General features: G+C 34.8%; 18 protein-coding genes and 1 tRNA gene. 9 read left to right on the top strand and 10 right to left on the bottom strand.

Translation table 11 applies throughout. The features are described from left to right. The first annotated feature begins 154 nt into the window (after positions 1 to 154). The gene (gene secDF / locus RM520_RS11635; RefSeq protein WP_311388128.1) at positions 155 to 3,124 is read left to right on the top strand and encodes a protein translocase subunit SecDF; all 2,970 of its coding nucleotides are present in this window, start codon (positions 155 to 157) and stop codon (positions 3,122 to 3,124) included. An 84-nt stretch (positions 3,125 to 3,208) separates the two neighbouring features. Here the strand turns inward: secDF and RM520_RS11630 are convergent, their stop codons facing one another. Further along, positions 3,209 to 4,666 (bottom strand): pyridoxal phosphate-dependent decarboxylase family protein, encoded by a 1,458-nt coding sequence (locus tag RM520_RS11630; protein ID WP_311388127.1) that lies wholly within the window; start codon positions 4,664 to 4,666, stop codon positions 3,209 to 3,211. Positions 4,667 to 4,873: 207 nt separating this feature from the next. Here RM520_RS11630 and RM520_RS11625 point away from each other — a divergent pair, with 207 nt between their 5' ends. The 4 genes from RM520_RS11625 to RM520_RS11610 all read left to right on the top strand — a co-directional run bounded on the left by RM520_RS11625 (position 4,874) and on the right by RM520_RS11610 (position 8,649). After that, positions 4,874 to 5,260 (top strand): hypothetical protein, encoded by a 387-nt coding sequence (locus tag RM520_RS11625; RefSeq protein ID WP_311388126.1) that lies wholly within the window; start codon positions 4,874 to 4,876, stop codon positions 5,258 to 5,260. Between the two features lie 116 nt (positions 5,261 to 5,376). Further along, a complete protein-coding gene (locus tag RM520_RS11620) occupies positions 5,377 to 7,335 on the top strand; it encodes a tetratricopeptide repeat-containing sensor histidine kinase (protein WP_311388125.1) in 1,959 nt (652 codons plus the stop codon). Between the two features lies 1 nt (position 7,336). Beyond that, positions 7,337 to 7,978, top strand: coding sequence for a response regulator (locus RM520_RS11615; protein WP_311388124.1), 642 nt, complete (start codon positions 7,337 to 7,339; stop codon positions 7,976 to 7,978). A 107-nt stretch (positions 7,979 to 8,085) separates the two neighbouring features. Next, on the top strand, positions 8,086 to 8,649 hold the full coding sequence (locus RM520_RS11610; RefSeq protein ID WP_311388123.1) for a porin family protein: 564 nt from the start codon (positions 8,086 to 8,088) through the stop codon (positions 8,647 to 8,649). A gap of 68 nt (positions 8,650 to 8,717) precedes the next feature. Here the strand turns inward: RM520_RS11610 and RM520_RS11605 are convergent, their stop codons facing one another. The 7 genes from RM520_RS11605 to folE all read right to left on the bottom strand — a co-directional run bounded on the left by RM520_RS11605 (position 8,718) and on the right by folE (position 14,518). Beyond that, positions 8,718 to 9,950, bottom strand: coding sequence for an ATP-binding cassette domain-containing protein (locus RM520_RS11605; RefSeq protein ID WP_311388122.1), 1,233 nt, complete (start codon positions 9,948 to 9,950; stop codon positions 8,718 to 8,720). Positions 9,951 to 9,975: 25 nt separating this feature from the next. After that, entirely contained in the window at positions 9,976 to 10,509 is a 534-nt protein-coding gene (locus tag RM520_RS11600) for a GNAT family N-acetyltransferase (RefSeq protein WP_311385864.1), read from the bottom strand. Then, the gene (locus RM520_RS11595) at positions 10,510 to 10,998 is read right to left on the bottom strand and encodes a DUF192 domain-containing protein (RefSeq protein ID WP_311385863.1); all 489 of its coding nucleotides are present in this window, start codon (positions 10,996 to 10,998) and stop codon (positions 10,510 to 10,512) included. After that, entirely contained in the window at positions 10,998 to 11,939 is a 942-nt protein-coding gene (gene lgt, locus RM520_RS11590) for a prolipoprotein diacylglyceryl transferase (RefSeq protein WP_311385862.1), read from the bottom strand. Before lgt ends, RM520_RS11595 begins: the two co-directional genes overlap by 1 nt. Before the next feature lie 132 nt (positions 11,940 to 12,071). Beyond that, positions 12,072 to 12,293, bottom strand: coding sequence for a membrane protein insertion efficiency factor YidD (gene yidD, locus RM520_RS11585; RefSeq protein ID WP_311388121.1), 222 nt, complete (start codon positions 12,291 to 12,293; stop codon positions 12,072 to 12,074). A 60-nt stretch (positions 12,294 to 12,353) separates the two neighbouring features. Then, positions 12,354 to 13,838: a cysteine--tRNA ligase gene (cysS, locus tag RM520_RS11580; RefSeq protein WP_311388120.1), complete on the bottom strand. Its 1,485-nt coding sequence runs from the start codon at positions 13,836 to 13,838 to the stop codon at positions 12,354 to 12,356. Further along, complete coding sequence (gene folE, locus RM520_RS11575) at positions 13,838 to 14,518, bottom strand: GTP cyclohydrolase I FolE (RefSeq protein ID WP_311388119.1); 681 nt, start codon at positions 14,516 to 14,518, stop codon at positions 13,838 to 13,840. The genes cysS and folE overlap by 1 nt, the downstream gene beginning before the upstream one ends. Before the next feature lie 134 nt (positions 14,519 to 14,652). On the opposite strand from folE, the gene RM520_RS11570 reads away from it, so the two are divergent. Beyond that, the gene (locus RM520_RS11570) at positions 14,653 to 16,452 is read left to right on the top strand and encodes a T9SS type B sorting domain-containing protein (protein ID WP_311388118.1); all 1,800 of its coding nucleotides are present in this window, start codon (positions 14,653 to 14,655) and stop codon (positions 16,450 to 16,452) included. A gap of 105 nt (positions 16,453 to 16,557) precedes the next feature. Then, the gene (locus tag RM520_RS11565; protein WP_311388117.1) at positions 16,558 to 18,006 is read left to right on the top strand and encodes a T9SS type B sorting domain-containing protein; all 1,449 of its coding nucleotides are present in this window, start codon (positions 16,558 to 16,560) and stop codon (positions 18,004 to 18,006) included. Positions 18,007 to 18,050: 44 nt separating this feature from the next. Here RM520_RS11565 and RM520_RS11560 read toward each other — a convergent pair whose 3' ends face one another. Further along, positions 18,051 to 19,553 (bottom strand): OmpP1/FadL family transporter, encoded by a 1,503-nt coding sequence (locus RM520_RS11560; protein ID WP_311388116.1) that lies wholly within the window; start codon positions 19,551 to 19,553, stop codon positions 18,051 to 18,053. A gap of 35 nt (positions 19,554 to 19,588) precedes the next feature. Continuing rightward, positions 19,589 to 20,920 (bottom strand): hypothetical protein, encoded by a 1,332-nt coding sequence (locus tag RM520_RS11555; protein ID WP_311388115.1) that lies wholly within the window; start codon positions 20,918 to 20,920, stop codon positions 19,589 to 19,591. Positions 20,921 to 21,015: 95 nt separating this feature from the next. Between RM520_RS11555 and proS the strand changes: the two genes are divergently transcribed. Together proS and RM520_RS11545 are read left to right on the top strand one after the other, a co-directional pair. Continuing rightward, positions 21,016 to 22,491, top strand: a complete 1,476-nt coding sequence (gene proS / locus RM520_RS11550) for a proline--tRNA ligase (protein WP_311388114.1) — start codon at positions 21,016 to 21,018, stop codon at positions 22,489 to 22,491. Positions 22,492 to 22,570: 79 nt separating this feature from the next. Beyond that, positions 22,571 to 22,642, top strand: a tRNA-Glu gene (locus RM520_RS11545). Positions 22,643 to 22,649: the final 7 nt, after the last annotated feature.

The following is a 22,649-nucleotide window of genomic DNA, read 5'->3' as shown; positions in this document are numbered from 1 at the left end:
CTTCTACTAATTACCAATGCCCTTTCATAAAAGTTATAGTTTAAGAATTACAACACTTAGCGTAAATAAATAATATTAATCAATATAATTAAAAATAAAAGATGTTTTGTAGCTAGTATAGCTATAGAATATTTTAAACTTAAATTAATATAAAATGCAAAATAAAGGACTTATAAAGCTTTTTGCATTCCTTTTTGGTTTGGTAAGCATCTATCAACTTTCCTTCACGTTTATAGCAGGGAAGTCAGAAAGTGATGCGGAAAAATTTGCCATTAGCCAAATCTCGGAAGCTGAAGATGATTATGTAACCAAGCGAGAAGATTTAGAAACGTCATATTTAGATTCAATCGGGAGTGATCCAATATTGGGCTATACGAGCTATGATGATGCTAAAAAATGGGAATTGAACAAGGGACTTGACCTTAAAGGAGGTATCAATGTTACTCTTCAAATTTCAGTTAAAGACATACTTAAAGGTTTAGCTGATAATACAAGAAACCCAATTTTTAATAAAGCACTGGCTGATGCAGACATGGCTTCTAGGAATAGTGATGATACTTATCTTGAATTATTTTTTGAAGCTTTTGATAATATTAAAGGGGATACTAAATTAGGTTCTCCTGATATTTTTGCGAATAAAACACTTAGTGATGTCATCAACTTTCAGATGTCTGATGATGAGGTGAAACCTATCATAAGAACAAAGATTGATGAATCTATAGAATCTGCTTTTGAGGTACTACGTGAACGTATTGATGGTTTCGGGGTTACTCAGCCTAATATTCAACGAGAAGGTAATTCTGGTCGTATACTGGTTGAGTTACCGGGAGCAAGAGATATTGCAAGAGCTCAAGAGTTATTATCTAGTACAGCACAATTGGAGTTCTGGGAGACTTATCCTCAAAATAGCCCAGGAATTTCACAGTTCATCTTTAGTGCTAATGAACGTTTGCGCGATATTTTAGAACCTAAAGAAGAAGTAAAAGATACACTTGCATCTGCCGAATCTGAAATTGATTCTTTATTGTCAGATGTGGCACAAGATTCTTTGGATTTAACGGCAGAGTCTAACCCTCTTTTAAGTAAATTATTACCAGCTGGTAACAATGCAATCGCTCAAGTAGCTATTGCTGATACGGCTGAGGTTGGGTCATATCTTAGAATGCCTGAAATAAGAAGACTTTTACCCGCAGATGTGCAGTTTGTAAAATTTGCATGGGAAAGATTAAGTCGTGATAGTGAATCTGAATTGGTTGGATTATTCGCATTGAAATCTAATCGTGACAAGGTGCCAGCTATGAGTGGTGATGTTATTATTGATGCGGCTTCTGAAATTGATCCTTATTCAAACAAACCTAAAGTTACCATGGTTATGAATACTCGTGGTGCTAAAGAATGGGAAGATGTAACAGGTGAGGTATTCAAAAACCAAACTGGTATAGCGGTTGTTCTTGATGAAAAAGTTTATACGGCCCCAGGAGTTTCAAGAGGTGCAATTTCTGGTGGACGTTCTGAAATAACGGGGGACTTTACTTTAGTTGAGACTAAAGATATTGCAAACGTTCTTCGGGCTGGTAAACTGCCAGCATCTGCTGAAATTATTCAATCTGAAGTCGTTGGACCGTCATTAGGTCAAGAAGCAATTGATAGTGGTTTCATGTCCTTTATGATAGCAATGGCTTTCGTATTGCTTTGGATGATTTTTTACTATGGTAAGGCAGGTATTTTTGCTGACATTGCTCTAGTTTTCAACATCGTATTAATTTTTGGAGTATTAACTAGTCTAGGTGCTGTATTAACATTACCAGGTATAGCAGGTATCGTTTTAACTATAGGTATGTCGGTTGATGCGAACGTACTTATTTTTGAACGTATTAAAGAAGAATTAGATAGAGGTAAGGGCAAAGCCCAAGCTGTTGCCGATGGTTTTAGTAATGCTTTGTCATCCATTCTTGATGCCAACATAACTACAGGTTTAACTGCGGTTATATTATTCATTTTTGGATCTGGTCCAATTAAAGGATTCGCAACAACCTTATTAATAGGTATTGTAACTTCATTATTTACTGCAATCTTTATTACGAGATTATTGGTGGATTGGTATATTTCTAAGAAAGGCAGAGATCTTCAGTTTTCCACAAGCATGACTAAAGGCTTGTTTAAAAATATGAATATCAATTTCTTGGGCAAAAGAAAGATTGCATATATTATATCGCTAGTTCTAGTTGGAATTGGTGTATTCTCATTATTTACAACAGGACTGCAACAAGGTGTAGATTTTGTGGGCGGTCGTTCATATCAAATTAGATTTGACCAACCGGTGAATCCTTCTGAAATAGCTTCAGATTTAAACGTTGTTTTTGGAAGTGGAACCAATGTGAAGACTTTTGGAGAATCTAACCAGATTAAAGTTACAACACCTTACAAGGTTGATGTAGAAGGTATAGAAGTTGATGCGGAGATTCAAGATAAATTATATACATCATTGCAAAAATATTTACCTGATGGAACTTCATTTAATGATTTCACAGTAGGTGCTTCTGAAAAATCAATTGGTATTTTACAATCCGTTAAGGTGGGTCCAACTATCGCAGATGATATTAAAAAGAATGCTTTTTGGGCTATAATTGGCTCACTTGCAGTAGTTTTCTTATACATCTTACTAAGATTTAGAAGATGGCAATTCTCACTAGGCGCAGTTACAGCAGTCTTTCATGACGTTTTAATTGTATTAGGTATATTCTCTTTAACAGGTGCAATAATGCCTTTTAACATGGAGATTGATCAAGCATTCATTGCTGCGATACTTACTGTAATTGGTTATTCTTTGAATGATACCGTTGTGGTTTTTGACCGAATTCGTGAGGTTGTAGGCCTTAAAGGTTGGAAAAATGGCGATCATATTAATGAAGCTTTAAATAGTACTTTGAGTCGTACTTTGAATACGTCTTTAACTACATTAATTGTACTCTTAGCGATATTTATTTTTGGCGGTGAATCACTACGAGGATTCATGTTCGCTATGATAGTAGGTGTAATAGTTGGTACTTACTCATCTGTATTTATAGCGACTCCAATTATGTTTGATGCCTTAAAGAAGAAAATTTCTTCAGGTCAGGAATAAGATAACTAACTAACTCAATAGAAGAGCCATTCAGCAATGAATGGCTTTTTTTATCACTACATTCAGCTAAATGTTACTATATTCTCAAGAGTTAAGAGATGAATAAGTTTTGGCGACGTCTCTAATTACATCTAACAAGTAATCAGTAGTTTCTCTTGTTTTTCTATGGTTAATAAAACATGCTCTAATCGCGTATTGTCCTTTTAATTTTGTACCCATAATAAATACCCTACCATCTTTTTCAAGTTCAGGCATGAGTCTTTGATTAAAATCGATAATCTCACTTGGATTAGTCATATTGCCTTTGAACCTAAAACAAGATACTGCAAGTTTTGAATCTGCAACCAACTCAAAATCATTAGACTTTTTAATTTGTTCATTTAGATAATTGGTCAAATCAATATCTTTTTGAATCATCGCCTTAATCCTTTCCATCCCATAAGCTTTTATTGTCATCCAAACTTTAAATGCTTTTGCATTACGTGATAATTGAAAGTAATGTTCATTAAATTCTAATCTTTTTCCATCATTAGAAAGTTCTGTATCTAAATATGGTGCTGGTTTGTAATAGGTTCGTTTAAGATTATTCCAATTTCGAACAATAGTACAGCCAGCCTCAAACGGTTGATAAAGCCATTTATGAAAATCTAAGGCGATAGAATCGGCTCGATTCATACCTAGATATTCTTTTTTAAGGCTATCTAAAATACCTGCAAGTGCACCGTATGCTCCATCAATATGGTACCAAAGTTCATAGGATTCAGCAATGTCTGCCAACGCATTCAAATCATCAATAGCACCGGTATTTACTGTGCCAGCATTCCCGACGATACAGAATGGTTGATAACCAGCGCTAATATCTTCTTCAATTTGATTTTTTAAAGCAGTTAAATCAATCTGAAATTCAGAATTAGTTTTAATTTTCCGCAAATGATTACTACCTATACCTAAGAGTTCAACGCTCTTATCTATGCAACTATGAACCTCTTCCGAGGCATAAACGATAAAAGGTTTTTGACCAAAGACCCCCTTTTTTCTAATACCCTCTTTTTCAAAAAATATATTTCGACCGACAGTTAAACCTGTAAGATTTGCCGCAGAACCTCCACTCACCAAAACGCCGCCTGAATCTTCAGGAAATTTTAGTAGTTCAGCTGTCCAGGCAATGACTCTTTTTTCGATTTCGTTCATTGCCGGCCCCAGATGCCATTTAGTTTGATTTTGATTAATTGTAGTAGCTAGTTGTTCCGCTAATATGGAAACTTGGTTTCCGCCAGACATAACGTAGGCATACATATGGGGTCCAAGATTTCCAGTTGCCGTTCGTAATACTTTTTTGGCTACATCATCTAATAATAATGAAATATCCATTCCTTTTTTTGGAAGACTTTCAGCAAACCAATCTTCAACTTCTTGCTGCGGAAAATCATGATATCCTTTTGATTTATCCAAGCCTTGGAATTGGTTTAAAACCAATGTGCTACTTCTATCTAAAAGTTGTTTAAAATCTTCCAATGAAAAATCGAGAGAGTCTTGTTTCATCTGATATTTATGAATTCTATAATATGGATTTTTCTTTATCGAAATTTAAATTTAATCAATTTGAATAGATCTAGGTTTTGAACACTTTTTAAAATTATACAATGAATGAAGGAGTAAAAAATACCAAGAAACCAGTATTTAAAAGACATTTTGCGATGAACCCTAATATCGGCTATAACTTGACTTAAATCTTTTAAATCTAATATTATGAAAATTATCAAAACCTTAGTATTCATCAGTCTTATTTTAACCCTAGGTAGTTGCACCAAAGAAGAAACAACAGATAACGAATTTGGAGGAAATAATTCTCAAACAGGTCGTTGGTTTCTTGCAGGAATTAATGATGTAGATGTGAGTGGTTTAGAATGTTATAGTGACTCTTACATTAACATCACTTCTGATATAATTACTTTTTTTATTATGGATAGAAATGAAGATGGAAGTTGTACTACGGTTTTAGATAGTAGCGAAGCGCTGACCATTGTCGAAGATTTCTTTTATATTGGTGATGAAGCTTTAGAAATTTATATAGAAGGAAGCAGATTGACTTGGAGAGTTGACTTTGAAACGAGTTTAATTTTTGATAAAAACTAGTGTACCTCTTTAGATAAATCGAAAGGCATTTCTCTAATTATTTAAGACTATATTATTAGGTGCGAATAACAAGAAAAAAGAAACAAATCTTTAAAATAAACCCTTCTAATTTATGGATGGTTTTACTTTTAATTGTGGTACAAACAGCTAGCGGTCAAATACCCCAACAAAAGACTATTGATAGTTTGATTTCAGTTTTATCTGCCAATGAGAATAATATTTTAGCTCATTATGAACTAGCCGAATTATATACAGAAATTGACTCTTCAAAAGCCTTGCAGTATGCTAATAATGGTTTAAAAATCTCAGAATCTGAGCTAGACGAATTTAAAATTGCGAAGGGAAAATTTACGCTAGGTGGTCTATACCTAGATTATAATTATCCCATCAAAGCAGAGAAGTATTATAGGGCCGCTGATTCATTACTAACTTATTTAATAACTAAAGATTCATCTGAAGCTCATTTAAAACTTTGGGTGAGATCTAATTTTAATATTGGTGTATCCCTTTCATATCAAGGTATTAATGAGGATATTCAATATTTGGAGAAAATCACGCCAGTTGCGGAGAAAATTAGATTTCATCGAATTTTGGCAATTGCAAATACAAACCTTGGAATCAATTTTTATAATTCGGGCCAACTTAAAAAGGCCTATGAGTACTTTAAAACAAGTGGTGACCAATATGAAAAGTTGGATGATTACGATACTTACCTTGAAGATAGGTTCATTTTTGTTTCTTGTTTAGTTGAGATGGATTCTCTTAAAACTGCACGTGTTGTTTTAAATAGAATTGAGACTTTATTGGATACCGTTCAAAATGATCAAAAAAGGCAAATGTATCATATGACTCTGGGGCAGTATCATTTTGGTACAAAAGAATATCAAGCGGCAATTTCAAATTTTAAAATCGCAGAAGAACTTTTATCCACGAATCAAAAGGTAAGGAATGATTTGCAATTAAAGCTTGATTTTATGGAGGCCTATGCCGCGATGAAAGATTATAAAAGTGCTATTACTTATGCCGAAAAAGCTCTTGATTTAATTGCACTAAATAACAACAGAATTGTAGAAGCTGAAGTATATAAGCAATTGTCCAATTATTATGAAGAATTAAAAATTCCTAATAAAGCGTTTAATAGCCTTAAAAAATATGTAGCCATTTCAGATAGCCTCAATATCGCGGACTTGGAGAAGGAGGTAAACCGTCTTGAAAGTAAATATCAGTCTGAGAAAAAAGAACGCGAAATATTGCAATTAACCAGTGATAATAATAATGTAGAACTTCAATTAACAAAAAAGAAATCTCAAAACTACCTACTTCTTCTGATTTCTTTAGGTCTATTGTTACTTGCAGGTTTAGCTTATCTAGGGTTTAGAAATTTTAGAAAGCGTGATCAATTAAAAGCAATAGAAATAGCTGAGCTTAAATTTCAACAAGAATCAAAAGTTTATAATGCCATGCTTGAAGGGCAGGAGAATGAAAGGCAAAGACTAGCAATTGATTTACACGATGGTTTAGCCGGAAGGTTATCCGCATTAAAAATAAATCTAGAAAAACTGGCAAAAAAAGCGGTAACCAAAAAGGTTGAAAAGAACTACAGAACTGTGGCTAAGAATATTGATAGTTCACTTTATGAACTGAGAAGTATTGCCAGAAACCTGATGCCAGAAACCTTATTTAATTATGGTATTGAAAACGCCGTAAAGGATTATTGTTCTTCCCTTAGTGGTGGAAATAAACAATTGAATTTTATTTTACAATTTTATGATACAGATTTAGAACTCTCGCAAAGTACTAGTCTAACACTGTACAGAATTATACAAGAATTGGTCAATAATGCTGTAAAACATGCTCAAGCCACTGAAGTATTAGTACAGTATTTGGTCGATAAGGATAAAGTCAATATTACTGTTGAGGATAATGGTATTGGATTTAAGAATTTAGGAAATGAGTCCAATGACGGAATGGGGTTAAATAATTTAAAAACGAGAGTGGCTTATTTAAATGGTGAAATGGATTTTGAAACCTCTCCTGGAGAAGGTACAAATGTTCACATTGTAATACCGGTATAATATGGAGTTGAGTTCAGTTAAAATCAAGGTGGTAATAGTTGATGATCATCCTTTGGTGATAGAAGGTTTAAAAGCCCTGTTGCAAGGTAATCGAAGTATTCAAATCGTCTTTACTTGTGATCACAATACTACTTTACGAAACTATCTTCAAAGCAATTCAGCAGATATTGTGTTGTTAGATATTAATTTACCAGATATAAGTGGAATAGAAATTTGTAAAGGTCTGAGTCAAGAGTTTCCCAACATAGCTGTTATAGGATTAAGCACTTATGGAGAGCATAGTATTGTCAATCAAATGATTCAGAATGGGGCTAAAGGCTATCTTTTAAAAAATGTTACTGAAAATGAGTTAGTAAAGGCTATTAACAAGGTTTATGTTGGTAAACATTATTATGGAGCAGAAATACAAGAAGTTTTGGCGAATGCGATATTTCAAAAGCAAGAAGTAAAACCAAGACTAACCAAGAGAGAGCAACAAATATTAAAATTAATTGTTAACGGTAGCACTAATAATCAAATAGCTGACAAACTCTTTATTAGTCCATTAACAGTTGAAACTCATCGTAGGAACCTCATGAAAAAAATGAAGGCCAACAATACAGCATCGTTAGTGAAGATAGCAATTGAAGACGCGTTAGTCTAATCTAATGACAGTAGTTTATCATACTGGAAAACCAGTATATTTCAATGTAAATTTTTAAGCCTTGGTTTTTGACTCTTATTTAGTGTAAATATTTAAATAAGAGCACCATGAAAAAATCAATTTTTGTATTCGTATTCCTTTTGTTTTCATTTCATTTTTTTTATGCTCAAACCGTTCGAATTGGCCCTAAAATAGGTTTAAACATTGCAGATTTATCTGGTAATGTAAATTCAGATGTTAGAAGCCTTGCAGGTCTACATGTTGGTGGAATTGTTGAAGTTGAAGTAATGGATTGGTTTAGCATTCAACCTGAATTATTGTACTCTGTTCATGGCTATCGTTTAGGTGAAACCACTGGAACGAATAACTATATCTCCTTGCCAATTATGGCAAGATTCTTTCCTATTGAAGGTCTTTACGGTGAAGTAGGACCACAACTTGGTTTTTTAATTGCTGCGAACGAAAAAAATCAAACAAATAAAGTTTCAGTTACTCAAAGTTATAAGACTGTTGATATGGGTCTCAGCTTTGGTGCTGGCTATATTCTTCGAGATTTAGGTTTAGGATTTGGTATTCGTTATTATGCAGGTCTAAGTACTGTATTTACTGATAATACTCGAATCAAGAATGGTGTTTTTCAATTATCGGCAACCTGGGCTTTTGTGCTTTAAAAATTTTAATAAATTACCATACATAATACTAAACTATTTTTAAAAGGATAAGCTTTGCTTATCCTTTTTTAATTTTTAGACCTTCCCGTAGAGCCCTCTTTAGTCATAATAAGCTCATAAATAAAATCTGGATTGATTTCTGCTTCATTTCTATGAGAAACATAAATAATTGCTACGTTTGTTTCTTTGGAGATTTTATGAATAAGGTTTGTAAATAAACTAGCATTGAAATCATCTAACCCAACAGTTGGTTCATCTAAAATAAGTAATGGCGGGTGTTTAATCATTGCCCTAGCAACCATTACTAATCTTTTCTCACCCATAGAAAGTTTTTGAAAATAAATGTCTTTTTTATGGAGTAAGCCTATGACTTTTAACCATTCTTCAGCAATCCAACTTTCATTTTCAGAAGGTTTTATATAAAGCCCGATGGAATCGTAAAGGCCCGAAATGACCATATTTTTAATACTGTAGTTGCCTTTAAAGGTATCGATTAGACTAGGAGTGAAATAGCCAATATGCTTCTTAATATCCCATACACTTTCACCACTTCCTTTTTTAATTCCAAATAATTTTAGATTTTGACCATAACCTTTATGACTATCACCACTAATCATATTTAAGAGCGTAGATTTTCCGCTGCCATTAGGTCCTATAAGTTGCCAAAATTCACCCTTCTCAATCGTCCAATTAATATGTTTTAAAACAGGTTTGTTATTGAAACTAACACTAACCTCTTTAAATTTAACTAGCTCATTACTATTTATTTCTACGGAATTTAAAGGTTGTGGAATGCTTTTTTGAATTCTAGACTTTAATTGTTCATGCGCACTTATAAAGGTTTCTTCATCTTTATATTGGACTAAATCAGCTTTCTTAAAAGTGAAAAATTCAGAAGGAATTGAAAGTAAATCCTCCAAACGATTAGTTAATTGAATTAAAATAGTTGTTTCAGCGATTTTGTGTAGTATTTCACGCAAATCTTTTTGACTTTGAATATCTAAATTATCTAAGGGATTATTAAGTATTATGTATTCAGGATTTTGATTTAAAATATGATGTAATAAAGCCTTTTTTTGCTCTCCACTACTTAAAGACTTTAAAGACTGAGAAGAACTTGTTAGTTTATTTATTCCGTATTTTTCTTCTTGATTGATAAAACGTTCCATTTCAAAACTTGAAAAGATAGCTCCTCTTTTATTATTCAGAAGACTAAATTGCTCATGATTTTTATTGATAAATCTTGTGATGAACTTTTCAATTCTAGATGTGTTATCAACAAGGATGGCGTAGTGTTTCAAAACTCTATAACTTTCTCAAATGTAACTATTCAACCAATTTATTAGCTATTCGGTAAATATGAACAGGATTGTTTTTGTAGCTGGTCACTTTATCTAGATGCATGCCATTTTTTAGCGCTACTTTTTGTGAAGGAATATTATCTATATGTATTATGGAAATTAAAGTTTTTGAATAGCCTTTTTCAAAAGCAAAAAGTTTGCATTTTTTAGCTGCTTCAAAAGCAAATCCTTTTAACCAATATTCTGGTAATATAGAATACCCTATTTCCAATTCTCTTTCACCATCTACTTGTTGCACCAGTAGTCCACAAATACCAATTAGTTTATTGTTTTTTTTGGATATTAGTGCATTCATACCTCCTTCATTGTTTTCATAACGCTGAAAAATACGATCAAACTGTTGCTGGCAAGCTATTAATGGGTCGCTAGGTAAGCCATCCCAGTATTTTGTCGAGTTTGCGTTATGATAAAAAGGAAGCCAAGATTCAAAATCTGCAGGTGTAATTTTACGAAAGTGTAATCGATGACTTTCTTGACCTTCTAACAAGAAATTATTCATTTAGTTTTCAGAATATGTAATACGATCACCAACTTCTAGAAGCCACTTTTCTGAAAGACCAGCATTGATTTCTAGTACATATTGAATAGGTACTTTTGATGACAAACCTGATTCATTAAATGGTTCTGTATGCTCTTGAAAACTAGCTATGTTTTGATTTTCATCGATATAAATAATATCTAAAGGAATTTGCGTGTTCTTCATATAAAATGAATGTACAGCGGGTTCTTTAAAGATAAAAAGCATGCCTTGCTTTTCTGCCATAGATTCTCGGTACATTAAACCTGTTTGAGTTTCATATTCGGTTTTGGCAAATTCAATGTCCAATTGAACTAAAAGGGAATCAGTAGGTGATTTGAAAATTTGCAATTCACCTTCTTTAGTAAATTCTACTGGAGAAGTTTTTATTTCAGTTTTTGAGTTTTCTTTACAGCCAAAAATAACTAGGGTAAATACTATACAGATAATTGAATTAGATAGGAGTTTCATTATTTAGTACTAACTTCATTAGTAGGTCTAAACATAAAGTAAAGTCCAATCAAAATCATAGGAATGCTTAACCATTGTCCTGTTGAAAAAGTTCCCCAAGTTTCTTCAAATCCACCTTGACTCTTTTTAAAATATTCCACGACGAATCGCGCGGTCCAAAGACCAACCATGAAAAGGCCAAACAAGAATCCAGATTTTTGAGATTTATTAGTCTTTAAATAAGTGAACCACATGATGCCAAATAAAAGCACATATAAAAAAGCCTCATAAAGTTGTGCAGGATGACGGTATGGAATGCTCTCAAGTACTTGTGAAAATTCAGGTTTGTTTTCAATAGCTTTGTAAGCAGCACTAGCAGTTTTTTCTTTAGTTATTTGCATAGCCCTATAGGATGGCATGTCATCTGAATCTCGAATAAAACGTGTAGCTAAAGCGAAAGACTTATCAACAATATTTCCATTGATTTCAGAGTTAAAAAAGTTTCCTATTCGGATAAAAGCACATCCGATAGTACTTACCACTGCTACACGGTCTAGTAACCATAAAAAACTCATGTCTTTATATTTTCTTGAAAAAAGAAAAAGAGCAATAAAAGCAGCAATTGTAGCACCATGACTTGCTAGACCAGTAAAACCTGTAAATTCAAATTCAGGTACTGTTCTAATTGGTAATAATACAGATAAGGGGTCAGTTGTTAGTAATTCAGATTGATAGAATAATACGTGGCCCAATCGAGCACCTAACATAATTGAGACGACGGCATAAACGAAAAGAGAATCTAGCTTTTCAAGTGACTTGTTCTCTTTTTTGAAAATTTGTTTCATGATGTACCACCCAGCTACAAAGGCTAAAATCCATAATAGATTGTAATATTTTATTTGAATAAAACCAATCTTGAATAGAATGTCATCGGGATTCCAGTTAAAGCCTAAAAAATACATATGATTTGATTTTGAGCTAAGATAAAAATTTGATGCTAGACCGCTTTGATTTTAGTCCTTAGATTTTAGTTTGTTTGTTACAAGTATGAAATGTCTTTGATTTATGATAAAATAAAATTTTATTATCAATTTTCATGGTACAGGATCATAACCTTTTCCTCCCCATGGATTACAGCTAATAATACGTTTTAAAGAGAGCCACCCTCCTTTAAAAAGACCATGCTTTTTTAACGCGTTGAGAGTGTAAGTGGAACAAGTAGGGGAGTAGCGACAGGTAGCCGGAGTATAAGGTGATATCAATAATTGATAAGCTCGTACTAAAAAAACAAAAGGAGCTATCAGTATTTTTTTCACTTCACTTTATTTTAATTAATTGCGTGGTAATCGAACAATAGACCAAAATCTGTTTAATAGTCATGAATTAAGACTAAAAGTAGTCCCTTCTTTTCCATCTTTTAATTGAACACCTAAAGCTAATAATTCGTCACGAATTTTATCTGAAGTGCCAAAATCTTTATTAGCACGTGCGTTGTTTCTTAAGTCAATTAAAAGCTCAACAACTCCTGAAAGGGTATCCGAATTTCCTTCAACTTTATTCTGATTTTCAAGACCTAAAACCTCGTAAATAAAGGTGTGTAAAATACCTTTAAGTACTGTTTTGTCTTCTTTAGAAATGCCTTCCTTTTTTTCTTTAATTAGATTGATGTGCTTAACTGCTTCAAATAAATTTGCTATTAATATTGGCGTGTTAAAATCATCATTCATGGCATCATAACAACCTTGTTGCCAGTGTTTAATATCAAAATCAGTTTTAGAACTAGTCTCAAGTTCTTCCAAGGATTTTAAAGCTTCCATCAAGCGATAGTAACCTTTTTCAGAAGCAAGTAAGGCATCATTGCTTAAGTCTAGAATACTAGTGTAATGTGCCTGCATCATGAAAAAGCGCACAACTGACGGATTAAAAGCTTTGCTCAAAATCTTATTATCACCACTAAAAATCTCGTTAGGGTAAATGTTATTGTCGGTGGATTTTGACATTTTTTTGCCGTTAAGCGTGAGCATATTGGCATGTAACCAATAATTTACTGGAGTATGTCCTGTACTAGCTTCGGCTTGCGCTATTTCACATTCATGGTGTGGAAACTTCAAATCCATACCACCACCATGTATATCAAAATTTTCTCCCAAGTATTTGGTACTCATCGCAGTACACTCAAGATGCCAGCCTGGAAATCCATCGCCCCAAGGCGAGGGCCATCTCATAATATGCTGTGGTTCTGCTTTTTTCCAAAGTGCAAAATCTTGAGGATTGCGTTTGTCGTCTTGTGCAGTTAAAGACCTAGTGTTAGCAATCATGTCCTCGAGTTTACGTCCACTCAATTTTCCATAATCATGGGTTTCGTTGAACTTGATGACATCAAAATATACAGAACCATTGACTTCATATGCAAGGTCTTTTTTTATTATTTGCTTAATGATTTCAATTTGCTCAATAATATGCCCAGTAGCAGTGGGTTCAATACTCGGTGGTAGAAAATTGAACTTTTGAAGTGTTTCGTGAAAATCTACTGTATAGCGTTGAACTACCTCCATAGGTTCAATCTGCTCTAGTTTGGCCTTTTTAGCAATTTTATCTTCTCCATCATCGGCATCGTCAACCAAATGCCCCGCATCTGTTATGTTACGAACATATCGTACTTTGAAACCAAGATGTTTGAAGTATCTAAAAATCATATCGAAAGACATGAAAGTCCTGCAATTGCCTAAATGAACATTGCTATAAACAGTTGGACCACAAACGTACATGCCAACATATCCCTCTTTAATAGGTTTAAAAACTTCTTTTTTTCCTGAGAGTGAATTGGAGACTTTTAAGACTTGGCTCTTAAATAATTGCATTAAAATTCGGTGTCAAGATTGATATAATCTAAAAATTCACGCCTAAGCGTTTCTTCTTTGAATTTACCACCATATTCGGCGGTTACGGTGCTGCTTTCAATATCGCGAATACCTCGAGAGTTTACACAAAGATGTTTAGCATCAATAACACAAGCAACATCTTCAGTGCCTAGAACTTCTTGCAACTCTTTTACAATTTGAATATTCAAGCGTTCTTGTACTTGTGGTCGTTTTGCGTAGTAATCCACTATCCGATTCATTTTTGACAAACCTACTACAGTGCCATTTGAAATATAAGCAACATGGGCTTTACCAACAATGGGCAATAAATGATGCTCACAGGTTGAATAAAGAGTTATATTTTTTTCAACAAGCATTTCATTATACTTGTATTTGTTGTCAAATGTTGATGATTTAGGTTTTCTGTCTGGGTGTAAGCCTCCAAAAATTTCATTAACATACATTTTGGCAACCCTTTTTGGAGTTCCTTTTAAACTGTCATCTTCCAAATCTAAGCCCAGGGTTAGCATAATCTCCCTTACATTTTCTTGAATACGACTTATTTTCTCAGTGTCACTTAGCTCAAAGGCATCTTTCCGCATTGGGGTGTCTTGAGAGGATCCAACGTGATCATCTCCCCGTTCTTCATATTGTTCTTCCAAAGTCTGTTCTACTTTCATTTTAAGCTTGATAAGGACCGCAAAGATATACATTAATGGTTTATTTAACATCTGAATTAACGGCTTTGGCAACATAAATTATTGTTAAGGGAAAGGCAATTTTATTTTAGCAATACTCGAACAAACAAGTACTTATGCTCAGGCATGTAATAATATTCTTTTTGTTTCTCATGGCATACCATGCCGCATTAGGACAAATTTCTTCTGAATGTTCTAATGCTATTCCGATATGCTATAATACTCCCATCAATGGTGGTACCATTGGCTACGGTATTGATGACTTTAATGGAGCAGTATCAAGTGGATGTTTAGAAGCAACTACAACTGGGGCAATAGAATCTAATTCTGCTTGGTATCGTTTTAGAGCAAATGCTGCGGGACAATTAGGTTTTAATATCGGCCATGACTCGTCTGAAGATTGGGATTTTGCACTTTATCAAGCCGCGGACTGTAATAACTTAGGTGAACCGATTCGCTGTAATTTTTTTGATAATAGAGATGAAAATTCTTTTATAGGAATAGGGGAGGACCCTACTGGTGATACTTCTACATTGCAATATGGAGAATGGTTAATGGTTGAACCTGGGCAAGATTTTTATCTTTTAATCAACAATTTTAGTGATGTTAATTCAGGTTTTTCAATTCAGTTTTCAGGTGATGTTTTTGAAACTAATCCTTATGATGCTTTAGATTGTTCTATTATAAATAATTTGTTAGGCCCACCAATTGCGGCATGTTCTAATGAGGTTGTTGTTTTAGATGCCACAAGCCCTAATGCAACAAATTATGTTTGGTATCAAGATGTTGGTAGCGGTTTTGAAGAGATAATCGGAGAAAACAATGCAACTTATCAGGTTACTCAAAGTGCCATGTATCGTGTTTTAGTAGTAACAACTACAGAACAGATAATTAGTGAAGTACAAGTAGCATTTTTATCGCCCCCGACGACCAATCCTATAATTGATGAGATTACCTGCGAAAATTCGATTGGCTTTGATTTAACTTCTAAGGATAATGAAGCTTTAGGTAATCAAAACTCAGCAGATTACATAGTTAGCTATTATTCATCTCAGGCAGATGCTGATTTGGGTGTAAATGAATTGGCAAAACAATTGATTACTACGCCAGGAATACAAACGATTTTCGCTCGAATAGCTTCTGTGCAAAATCCGAATTGCTTTGATGCCACTGCTAGTTTTGAGCTAAATACATTGATAACCCCTATGCTAGGGACTGATGAAGAGATTTACCTTTGCGATTTAAGTTCATTTGTTACGATTGGTGAAAGTATTCCAAGTATCGAGTTTGAATATTCATGGAATACAGGCGAAACAACACCAGAATTAAATGTTTCACAACCAGGACAGTATATTTTGACTGCAACCTCATCTTTAGCAAATGTCTTTTGCGTATGTACACAAACCTTTACTGTAATTGAGACAGAGCTACCTGAGATTTTGGAGGTTCTATTCAGTGATTTTAGCATTGAGAATACGGTTGAAATTGTGCCTAACGCGTTAGGAGATTTTGAATTTAGAATTGACGACGAACCCTATCAGAGTAGTCCAGTTTTTGAAGGTGTTTTACCTGGGAATCACACCATTTATATGCGAGATTTACAAGGTTGCGCAAATATTATAGAAGAAATTGCGGTAATAGGCTACCTACCTTATTTTACACCTAATGGGGATGGGGTAAATGATAATTGGAATTTAATGGGCATTGAACATTTAAATGACCCTGTTGTTTCCATTTTTGACCGTTATGGAAAAGCATTGAAAACCCTTAATAATTCCAGTAATGATTGGGATGGTACTCACAATGGCGAGCCACTACCAGGGTCGGATTATTGGTTTCAACTATCTTTTATCGATGATAATGGAAATAGAATAAATGCAAAATTTATAGAAAACCACTTTTCATTAAGACGTTAGTGTTGTTTTTAAACTAATTGATGTATTTCAACGATTTTTCACCCGGCGTATACTAAATAGTCTTTACCTAAGTTATATATTTAAATAAGAATAGCCCCAAATTCTATGCGAACACTATTTTGTGCTATCAATCTTTTCTTTTTCTGTGCCATTTTTAGTTTACAGGCACAAAACGCTCCAGACTGTAGAACAGCCATACCGGTTTGTGCAGATGCCCCAATTATGGGTACTGCAGACGGTAATGGAGATATTGACGATTTTGACCCAGATGTTATACGGCAAACAGGATGTTTAGAGAAAGGCAGTGTATCTTCTGCTAACATTGAAAATAACACCTCATGGTATGTGTTTAGAGCAGGAACAGATGGTCAAATTGGTTTTAATATCGAGGCCTTACCAGTTACACCTGGCGGAATTGTAACCTCAGAATGGGATTTTGCTCTTTATGGACCAGATTCAGATTGTGCTGGAATAAGTGATGGAACAGCACAGCCAATACGTTGTAACTATGAAGTAAATGACACAGATTTTACAGGAATTGGTATTAATCCTGATAATGGTCAAATTGGAGCTCCGAATGTTACGGGTAGTCAAAACACTTACGATGAATACATTGATGTTGTTGCAGGTGAAATTTATTATCTGCTCATCAATAATTTTAATACAAACTTTGACGGGGATGCAGAATCATTTGAACTTACTTTTACTGGAACATCTGTAAATGCCAATCAAGATACCGCACTAGATTGTACTTTACGCGATGAGTTTTTGGGTTTAGATATTATTGCCTGTGAAGGTGATCCAGATATCGTATTAACTGCATTAAATTCGCCGGCTGGTTCTGATATTGCAAATATTGAATGGAGTGTTGATTATGATGATGATGGAACTATTGATGATATTTTAACTGGAACAGGAGTTTTTGGTTCTGAATTGGTGGTTACTAGCCCAAATTCTGGTAGATATTTCGTTACCATTACCACTGCATCTGGTACACCACCAACGGTTATTGATAATGGTGGTATTTTAATTACATTTTTTGCTGTTCCCGTTTTACAAGAAGTTATAGTTCTTGAAGATTTAATTACTTCAGATGATCCAGATTCTTATAATGTTGAAATCGTAGTTGACGGTGATGGGTCATACGAGTACGCAATAAATGGTGGTGATTTTCAAGACGACCCCATTTTTCTTGATGTGCCCCCAGGAATCAACACAGTAATTATTAATGATAAAAACGGTTGTGGAGCAACTGAGCCTATAGAGTTTGTCGTTGTTGGCTACCCTAAATTCTTCACCCCTAATGGAGATGGAATTCATGATAATTGGAATGTTTTAGGAATTGATCAGTTGATAGATCCTTCAATATTTATTTTTGATCGTTATGGAAAATTATTAAAACAATTGGATGAAACTACGCTAGGCTGGGACGGTACCTTTAATGGTACTGATTTACCTTCTTCCGATTATTGGTTTAGAATTGAATATGAGAGAGATGAACAAACCGCAATAGTTGCCAAGACAGTTAGAAATCACTTTTCACTTGTACGATAAAAAAAGGCCAACTTTTCAGTTGACCTATTCTTGCTATTTTCTTTTTAGAATTTTAAAGTATACGATAAGGTAACATTGGTATTAATTCTATCAACTAATGCGGAATTTACAATACCGCTGTCAAACAGTAGTTCACTCACCTCTTGTTCGGTTCTGTTCACGGCTAAATCCAATTTACTGCCTCCAAAATCATATCCTATACCACCTGAATAACCTTCTAAGTCACCAATAATTCCTTCAGTTTCATAGGGACTTTCTTCAAAACGATACCCACCTCTGAGGCTAACGCGGTCAATCCGATATTCACCACCTATTCTATAAGTGTTAACATCGCCTAGTTGATTTGCAATAAAATCATTTTCAGCAGCAAAGCTCGGATCAGAGTCTGGTCGTAATTCAGCTTGAGACATATCTTGATACCCGTAGTCAAAACTTAAAAGACCGTCTTTACCAAAAACGACGGCTAGACTACCTGTAAGCTTGGAGGGTATTTGTATGCGATATGCCTCAAAAAGATTCACAATATTGAAATCTATAAAGTTAATATCATCATCTGCGAGCTCTGAATTTATTCTTTGTGAGGTATCGTCTGTTAAGTTATACCATGTTGGTGATTGATAACTTCCCCCAACTCTTATATTATCGTTCAACTTGGCTATCGCACCTAAGCTAAATGAGAAGCCAGTGCCTTCGGTATGTAAAAAGTTATCAAATGTGGTGTTCTGGATAGGTGAGCCAGTGTCATAACCTGTTTCATCAAAAAAGCTAATCTTATCATAAAAGATGGTATGAAAGTTTAAGGAAGCGCCTAGGTATAAATTGTTTTGATATTGACCAGCTAAATTTGCTGTAAACTTACTATTATAACCACTGGTACTTTGACGATATTGTTGATTGACACTTGAGTATTGTGCGTTGGAAACATAACTTGTATTGGCGTTATTAGTATCATCCGTTGGATTGATAACTCCTCCAAAATATCCTAGAAATGCCTGTTGGTCCGCAAAACCTTGTTGTGCACCGATTCGAAGGTAACCTTCTTCCAAAAATTCATTTGACCCTAATAGTAAATCACCAAAAGGAACCCCTTGAGCAAAGTTTAGAAAATAATTGTCAATCCCTTGATCCGTATTACCTGAGGCAAAAAACTCATTGTCAAAATTTTGAACCAAATCGTAATTAAGGGCAAGAGCAATTTTTTTCCAGGGAGAGTTTGGCGATTTAAAAACAAAAACTCCACCCACTTGATTGAATTCTAAAGAATTTAAATCGGTGTTTTGCGTACTGCTGCCATAAGTGGCATCGTTATTTCTATTATAGTTTGTTCCACTAACACCGAATTGACTGTAATTAAAAACAGCTGAACCTGCCGGATTAACATTTAATGAAGATAAATCTCCTCCTAAAGCTCCAAAAGCTCCTGACATTGCTTGATAACGTGCGGTACCTTGAAGGTTTTCAGTGCCAAATCTGACCACATCATTGATATTTTGGGCTGTCGCAATTAAACATACCATACCCATTATGAAAGTTAAAATGCTTCTCATTTTGTGTTCTTTAATTATTATAAATGAATTTGGAATTAGTTTCGTCGTCCACTACTTCTTCCACCTGAAGATCTACTTCCAGATGATCTGCTTGAACCACCAGAACTTCTTACGCTACCTGAGCTTCTAGAGCTACCTCCTGAACTTCTATAGCTACCGCTGCTTCTTGAGCTGCTTCCAGAACTTCTATAACCAGAACTTCTACTTGATGATCTTGAGCCAGAGCTTCTGTAAGAACCTGAGCTTCTTGAAGAAGAACGACTATAAGTACTAGTTCTAGGTACAGAACGTGTTGAAGACTGGTATCCTCGAGTACTTCGAGTCCCAATTGAACTTCTACTAGTTCTTGTTCCACTACTATAACCACTAGTTCTTGGAGTAGTTGAGCGACTTGCTTGACTACTGCGTGAAGAACGATTGTAATTAGGTACTGCTCGAGTACTTCTACTGGTGCGATAACTGCGATTTCGTGCAATTGCATCGGCATTAATTGATCTGCCAGTTGTTCTAGTTCTACCTTGATAAGTTCTAGAGCTTCTGGTAGCTGCACTTCTAGAAGTCGCACTTGAGCGACTAATATTTGAACGACCACTATTTGAGCGAAGTCTAGAGGTACTTGTTCTTGAATCATTAAGAACATTAGATCTGCCTCTTAATGCATTTGATGCGAATGTATTTCTTGAAGATGCTCTTCTTGTTCTATTGTAGGCTACGTTATTATTATAATATCCTCCATAATAAGGTCTATTCCATCCATAACCAGCATAGCCCCAATTATTCCAGCCGTAACCACCATTCCAGCCCCAAGCATTATTCCAACCCCAACCGAAGCCACCGCCCCAGCCCCAGCCGTAAGCGCCGCCCCAACCAAAGCGATTCCATCTCCATGGGTTGTTCCAACCCCAACCAAAGCCACCGCCCCATAACCAAGGATCATTCCATCCCCAATTATTACCACCGTAAACGTTGATGCTTAAATTCGTAGGATTGTCTCCCCAACCGGGGTTGCCTTCATACGTATTATTATATGCTAAATAATCTGTTTTTTCTCCTAATGGAATAGTGTCGTTTTGTACTCCACTATAATACCCGTCTACATCAGTAAAGATTTCTGATTCTAGTATTTCGTCGTACTCATTAGCTTTTTCTCCAAAATAATCACCATAAATATTATTTTCTAGCTGTGCTGTTTTTACAGCTTCAGCCGACTTTTTCTCAACAGCAACTGTTTGGTTACCATTAGAATAAATTCCATCGTCATCGTAATAAGAAGCTTGTTGGTATGAGCCACATGATACCATTATGATTGCCATTAAGGGTAATAAAACGACAGACTGAAATTTTTGGTGGAGTAGCGAATGTTGCATCTTTTTATTTTTATTGTTGAACATATGAAAAATAGTTAGTTTTACCACACTATTTTTGTTAATCAAGTCACAAGTTTTGTGCCAAACTATATTTAATGGGAAAAAAATTAACGAGTAGAGCAGAAGATTACTCTAAATGGTATAATGAACTTGTTGTTAAGGCAGATTTAGCCGAAAATTCAGGTGTAAGAGGTTGTATGGTAATAAAACCATACGGTTTCGCGATATGGGAGAAAATGCAGGCTGGTCTTGATAAGATGTTTAAAGATACAGGACATCAAAATGCTTATTTCCCTTTGTTTATACCAAAATCATACTTAAGTAAAGAAGCCAGTCACGTGGAAGGCTTTGCTAAAGAATGCGCTGTAGTTACGCATTATAGACTTAAAAATGCAGAAGACGGAAGTGGTATCGTAGTTGATGAAGATGCTAAACTTGAAGAGGAACTAATTGTTAGACCAACCTCAGAAACTATTATTTGGGATACTTATCGTAAATGGATTCAATCTTATCGTGATTTACCACTTTTAATAAACCAGTGGGCAAATGTCGTTCGTTGGGAAATGCGTACACGTTTGTTTTTAAGAACAGCTGAGTTTTTATGGCAAGAGGGGCATACAGCTCACGCAACTGAAAAAGAAGCTATTGAAGAAGCCGATATGATCATGCATCTTTACGCTGATTTTGCTGAAAACCATATGGCAGTACCTGTAATTAAGGGGACAAAAACTGAAAGTGAACGTTTTGCTGGTGCGGTTGAAACCTATTGTATTGAAGCATTAATGCAAGATGGTAAAGCTTTACAAGCTGGTACATCACACTTTTTGGGTCAAAATTTTGCCAAAGCTTTTGATGTAAAATTTGCAAATAAAGAAGGAAAACAAGATCATGTTTGGGCTACTTCATGGGGTGTTTCAACACGGTTAATGGGTGCTCTTATTATGACGCATAGTGACGATAATGGTTTAGTACTGCCTCCAAAATTAGCGCCAATTCAAGTGGTTATTGTTCCTATTTACAAAGGAGAAGAACAACTTGATGCTATCACTGAAAAGGTTAATCCCTTAGTGAAAGAACTGCGTTCTAAAGGTATTTCGGTTAAGTATGATAATCGTGATACGCATAAACCTGGTTTTAAGTTTAATGAGTATGAATTAAAAGGAGTACCTGTTAGACTTGCCGTTGGCCAACGTGATTTAGAAAACGACACGTTTGAAATAGCGCGAAGAGATACTTTAGAAAAAGAAACTATTACATCTGGTGATGCGGTTGAAAAAATCACTACGCTTTTAGAAGATATTCAAACCAATATTTATAGTAAAGCCAAAACCTATCAAGAGTCGCATATCACGAACGTGGATAGTTATGATGAATTTAAGCAGGTTTTAGAAGAAAAAGGAGGATTTATTGCCGCACATTGGGACGGAACCACGGAAACTGAAGATAGAATCAAAACAGAAACAAAAGCCACAACACGCTGTATTCCTATTGATGTTATTGAAGAAGAGGGGCGGTGTATGGTCACTGGTAAACCTTCTTCATTTAGAGTACTTTTTGCCAAAGCATATTAGTAGAACTAAAAAATCATAATTAGGCCTTGCAATACTTAAAAATAGTTGTATTTTTGCATCCGCAATTATGCGACCCTAAGGCCCGTTCGTCTAGGGGTTAGGACGCCAGGTTTTCATCCTGGTAACAGGGGTTCGATTCCCCTACGGGCTACGAAGTT

This window comes from Croceitalea vernalis, assembly GCF_031846405.1.
In the GTDB taxonomy this organism is placed as follows: domain Bacteria; phylum Bacteroidota; class Bacteroidia; order Flavobacteriales; family Flavobacteriaceae; genus Croceitalea; species Croceitalea vernalis.
This window is presented reverse-complemented; position numbering and strand designations above follow the sequence as displayed.

Coding starts and splice junctions, on each gene's coding strand:
- secDF (WP_311388128.1), top strand. CDS start 155: ATGCAAAATAAAGGACTTATAAAGCTTTTTGCATTCCTTTTTGGTTTG.
- RM520_RS11630 (WP_311388127.1), bottom strand. CDS start 4,666: ATGAAACAAGACTCTCTCGATTTTTCATTGGAAGATTTTAAACAACTT.
- RM520_RS11625 (WP_311388126.1), top strand. CDS start 4,874: ATGAAAATTATCAAAACCTTAGTATTCATCAGTCTTATTTTAACCCTA.
- RM520_RS11620 (WP_311388125.1), top strand. CDS start 5,377: ATGGTTTTACTTTTAATTGTGGTACAAACAGCTAGCGGTCAAATACCC.
- RM520_RS11615 (WP_311388124.1), top strand. CDS start 7,337: ATGGAGTTGAGTTCAGTTAAAATCAAGGTGGTAATAGTTGATGATCAT.
- RM520_RS11610 (WP_311388123.1), top strand. CDS start 8,086: ATGAAAAAATCAATTTTTGTATTCGTATTCCTTTTGTTTTCATTTCAT.
- RM520_RS11600 (WP_311385864.1), bottom strand. CDS start 10,509: ATGAATAATTTCTTGTTAGAAGGTCAAGAAAGTCATCGATTACACTTT.
- RM520_RS11595 (WP_311385863.1), bottom strand. CDS start 10,998: ATGAAACTCCTATCTAATTCAATTATCTGTATAGTATTTACCCTAGTT.
- lgt (WP_311385862.1), bottom strand. CDS start 11,939: ATGTATTTTTTAGGCTTTAACTGGAATCCCGATGACATTCTATTCAAG.
- cysS (WP_311388120.1), bottom strand. CDS start 13,838: ATGCAATTATTTAAGAGCCAAGTCTTAAAAGTCTCCAATTCACTCTCA.
- folE (WP_311388119.1), bottom strand. CDS start 14,518: ATGAAAGTAGAACAGACTTTGGAAGAACAATATGAAGAACGGGGAGAT.
- RM520_RS11570 (WP_311388118.1), top strand. CDS start 14,653: ATGCTCAGGCATGTAATAATATTCTTTTTGTTTCTCATGGCATACCAT.
- RM520_RS11565 (WP_311388117.1), top strand. CDS start 16,558: ATGCGAACACTATTTTGTGCTATCAATCTTTTCTTTTTCTGTGCCATT.
- RM520_RS11560 (WP_311388116.1), bottom strand. CDS start 19,553: ATGAGAAGCATTTTAACTTTCATAATGGGTATGGTATGTTTAATTGCG.
- RM520_RS11555 (WP_311388115.1), bottom strand. CDS start 20,920: ATGCAACATTCGCTACTCCACCAAAAATTTCAGTCTGTCGTTTTATTA.
- proS (WP_311388114.1), top strand. CDS start 21,016: ATGGGAAAAAAATTAACGAGTAGAGCAGAAGATTACTCTAAATGGTAT.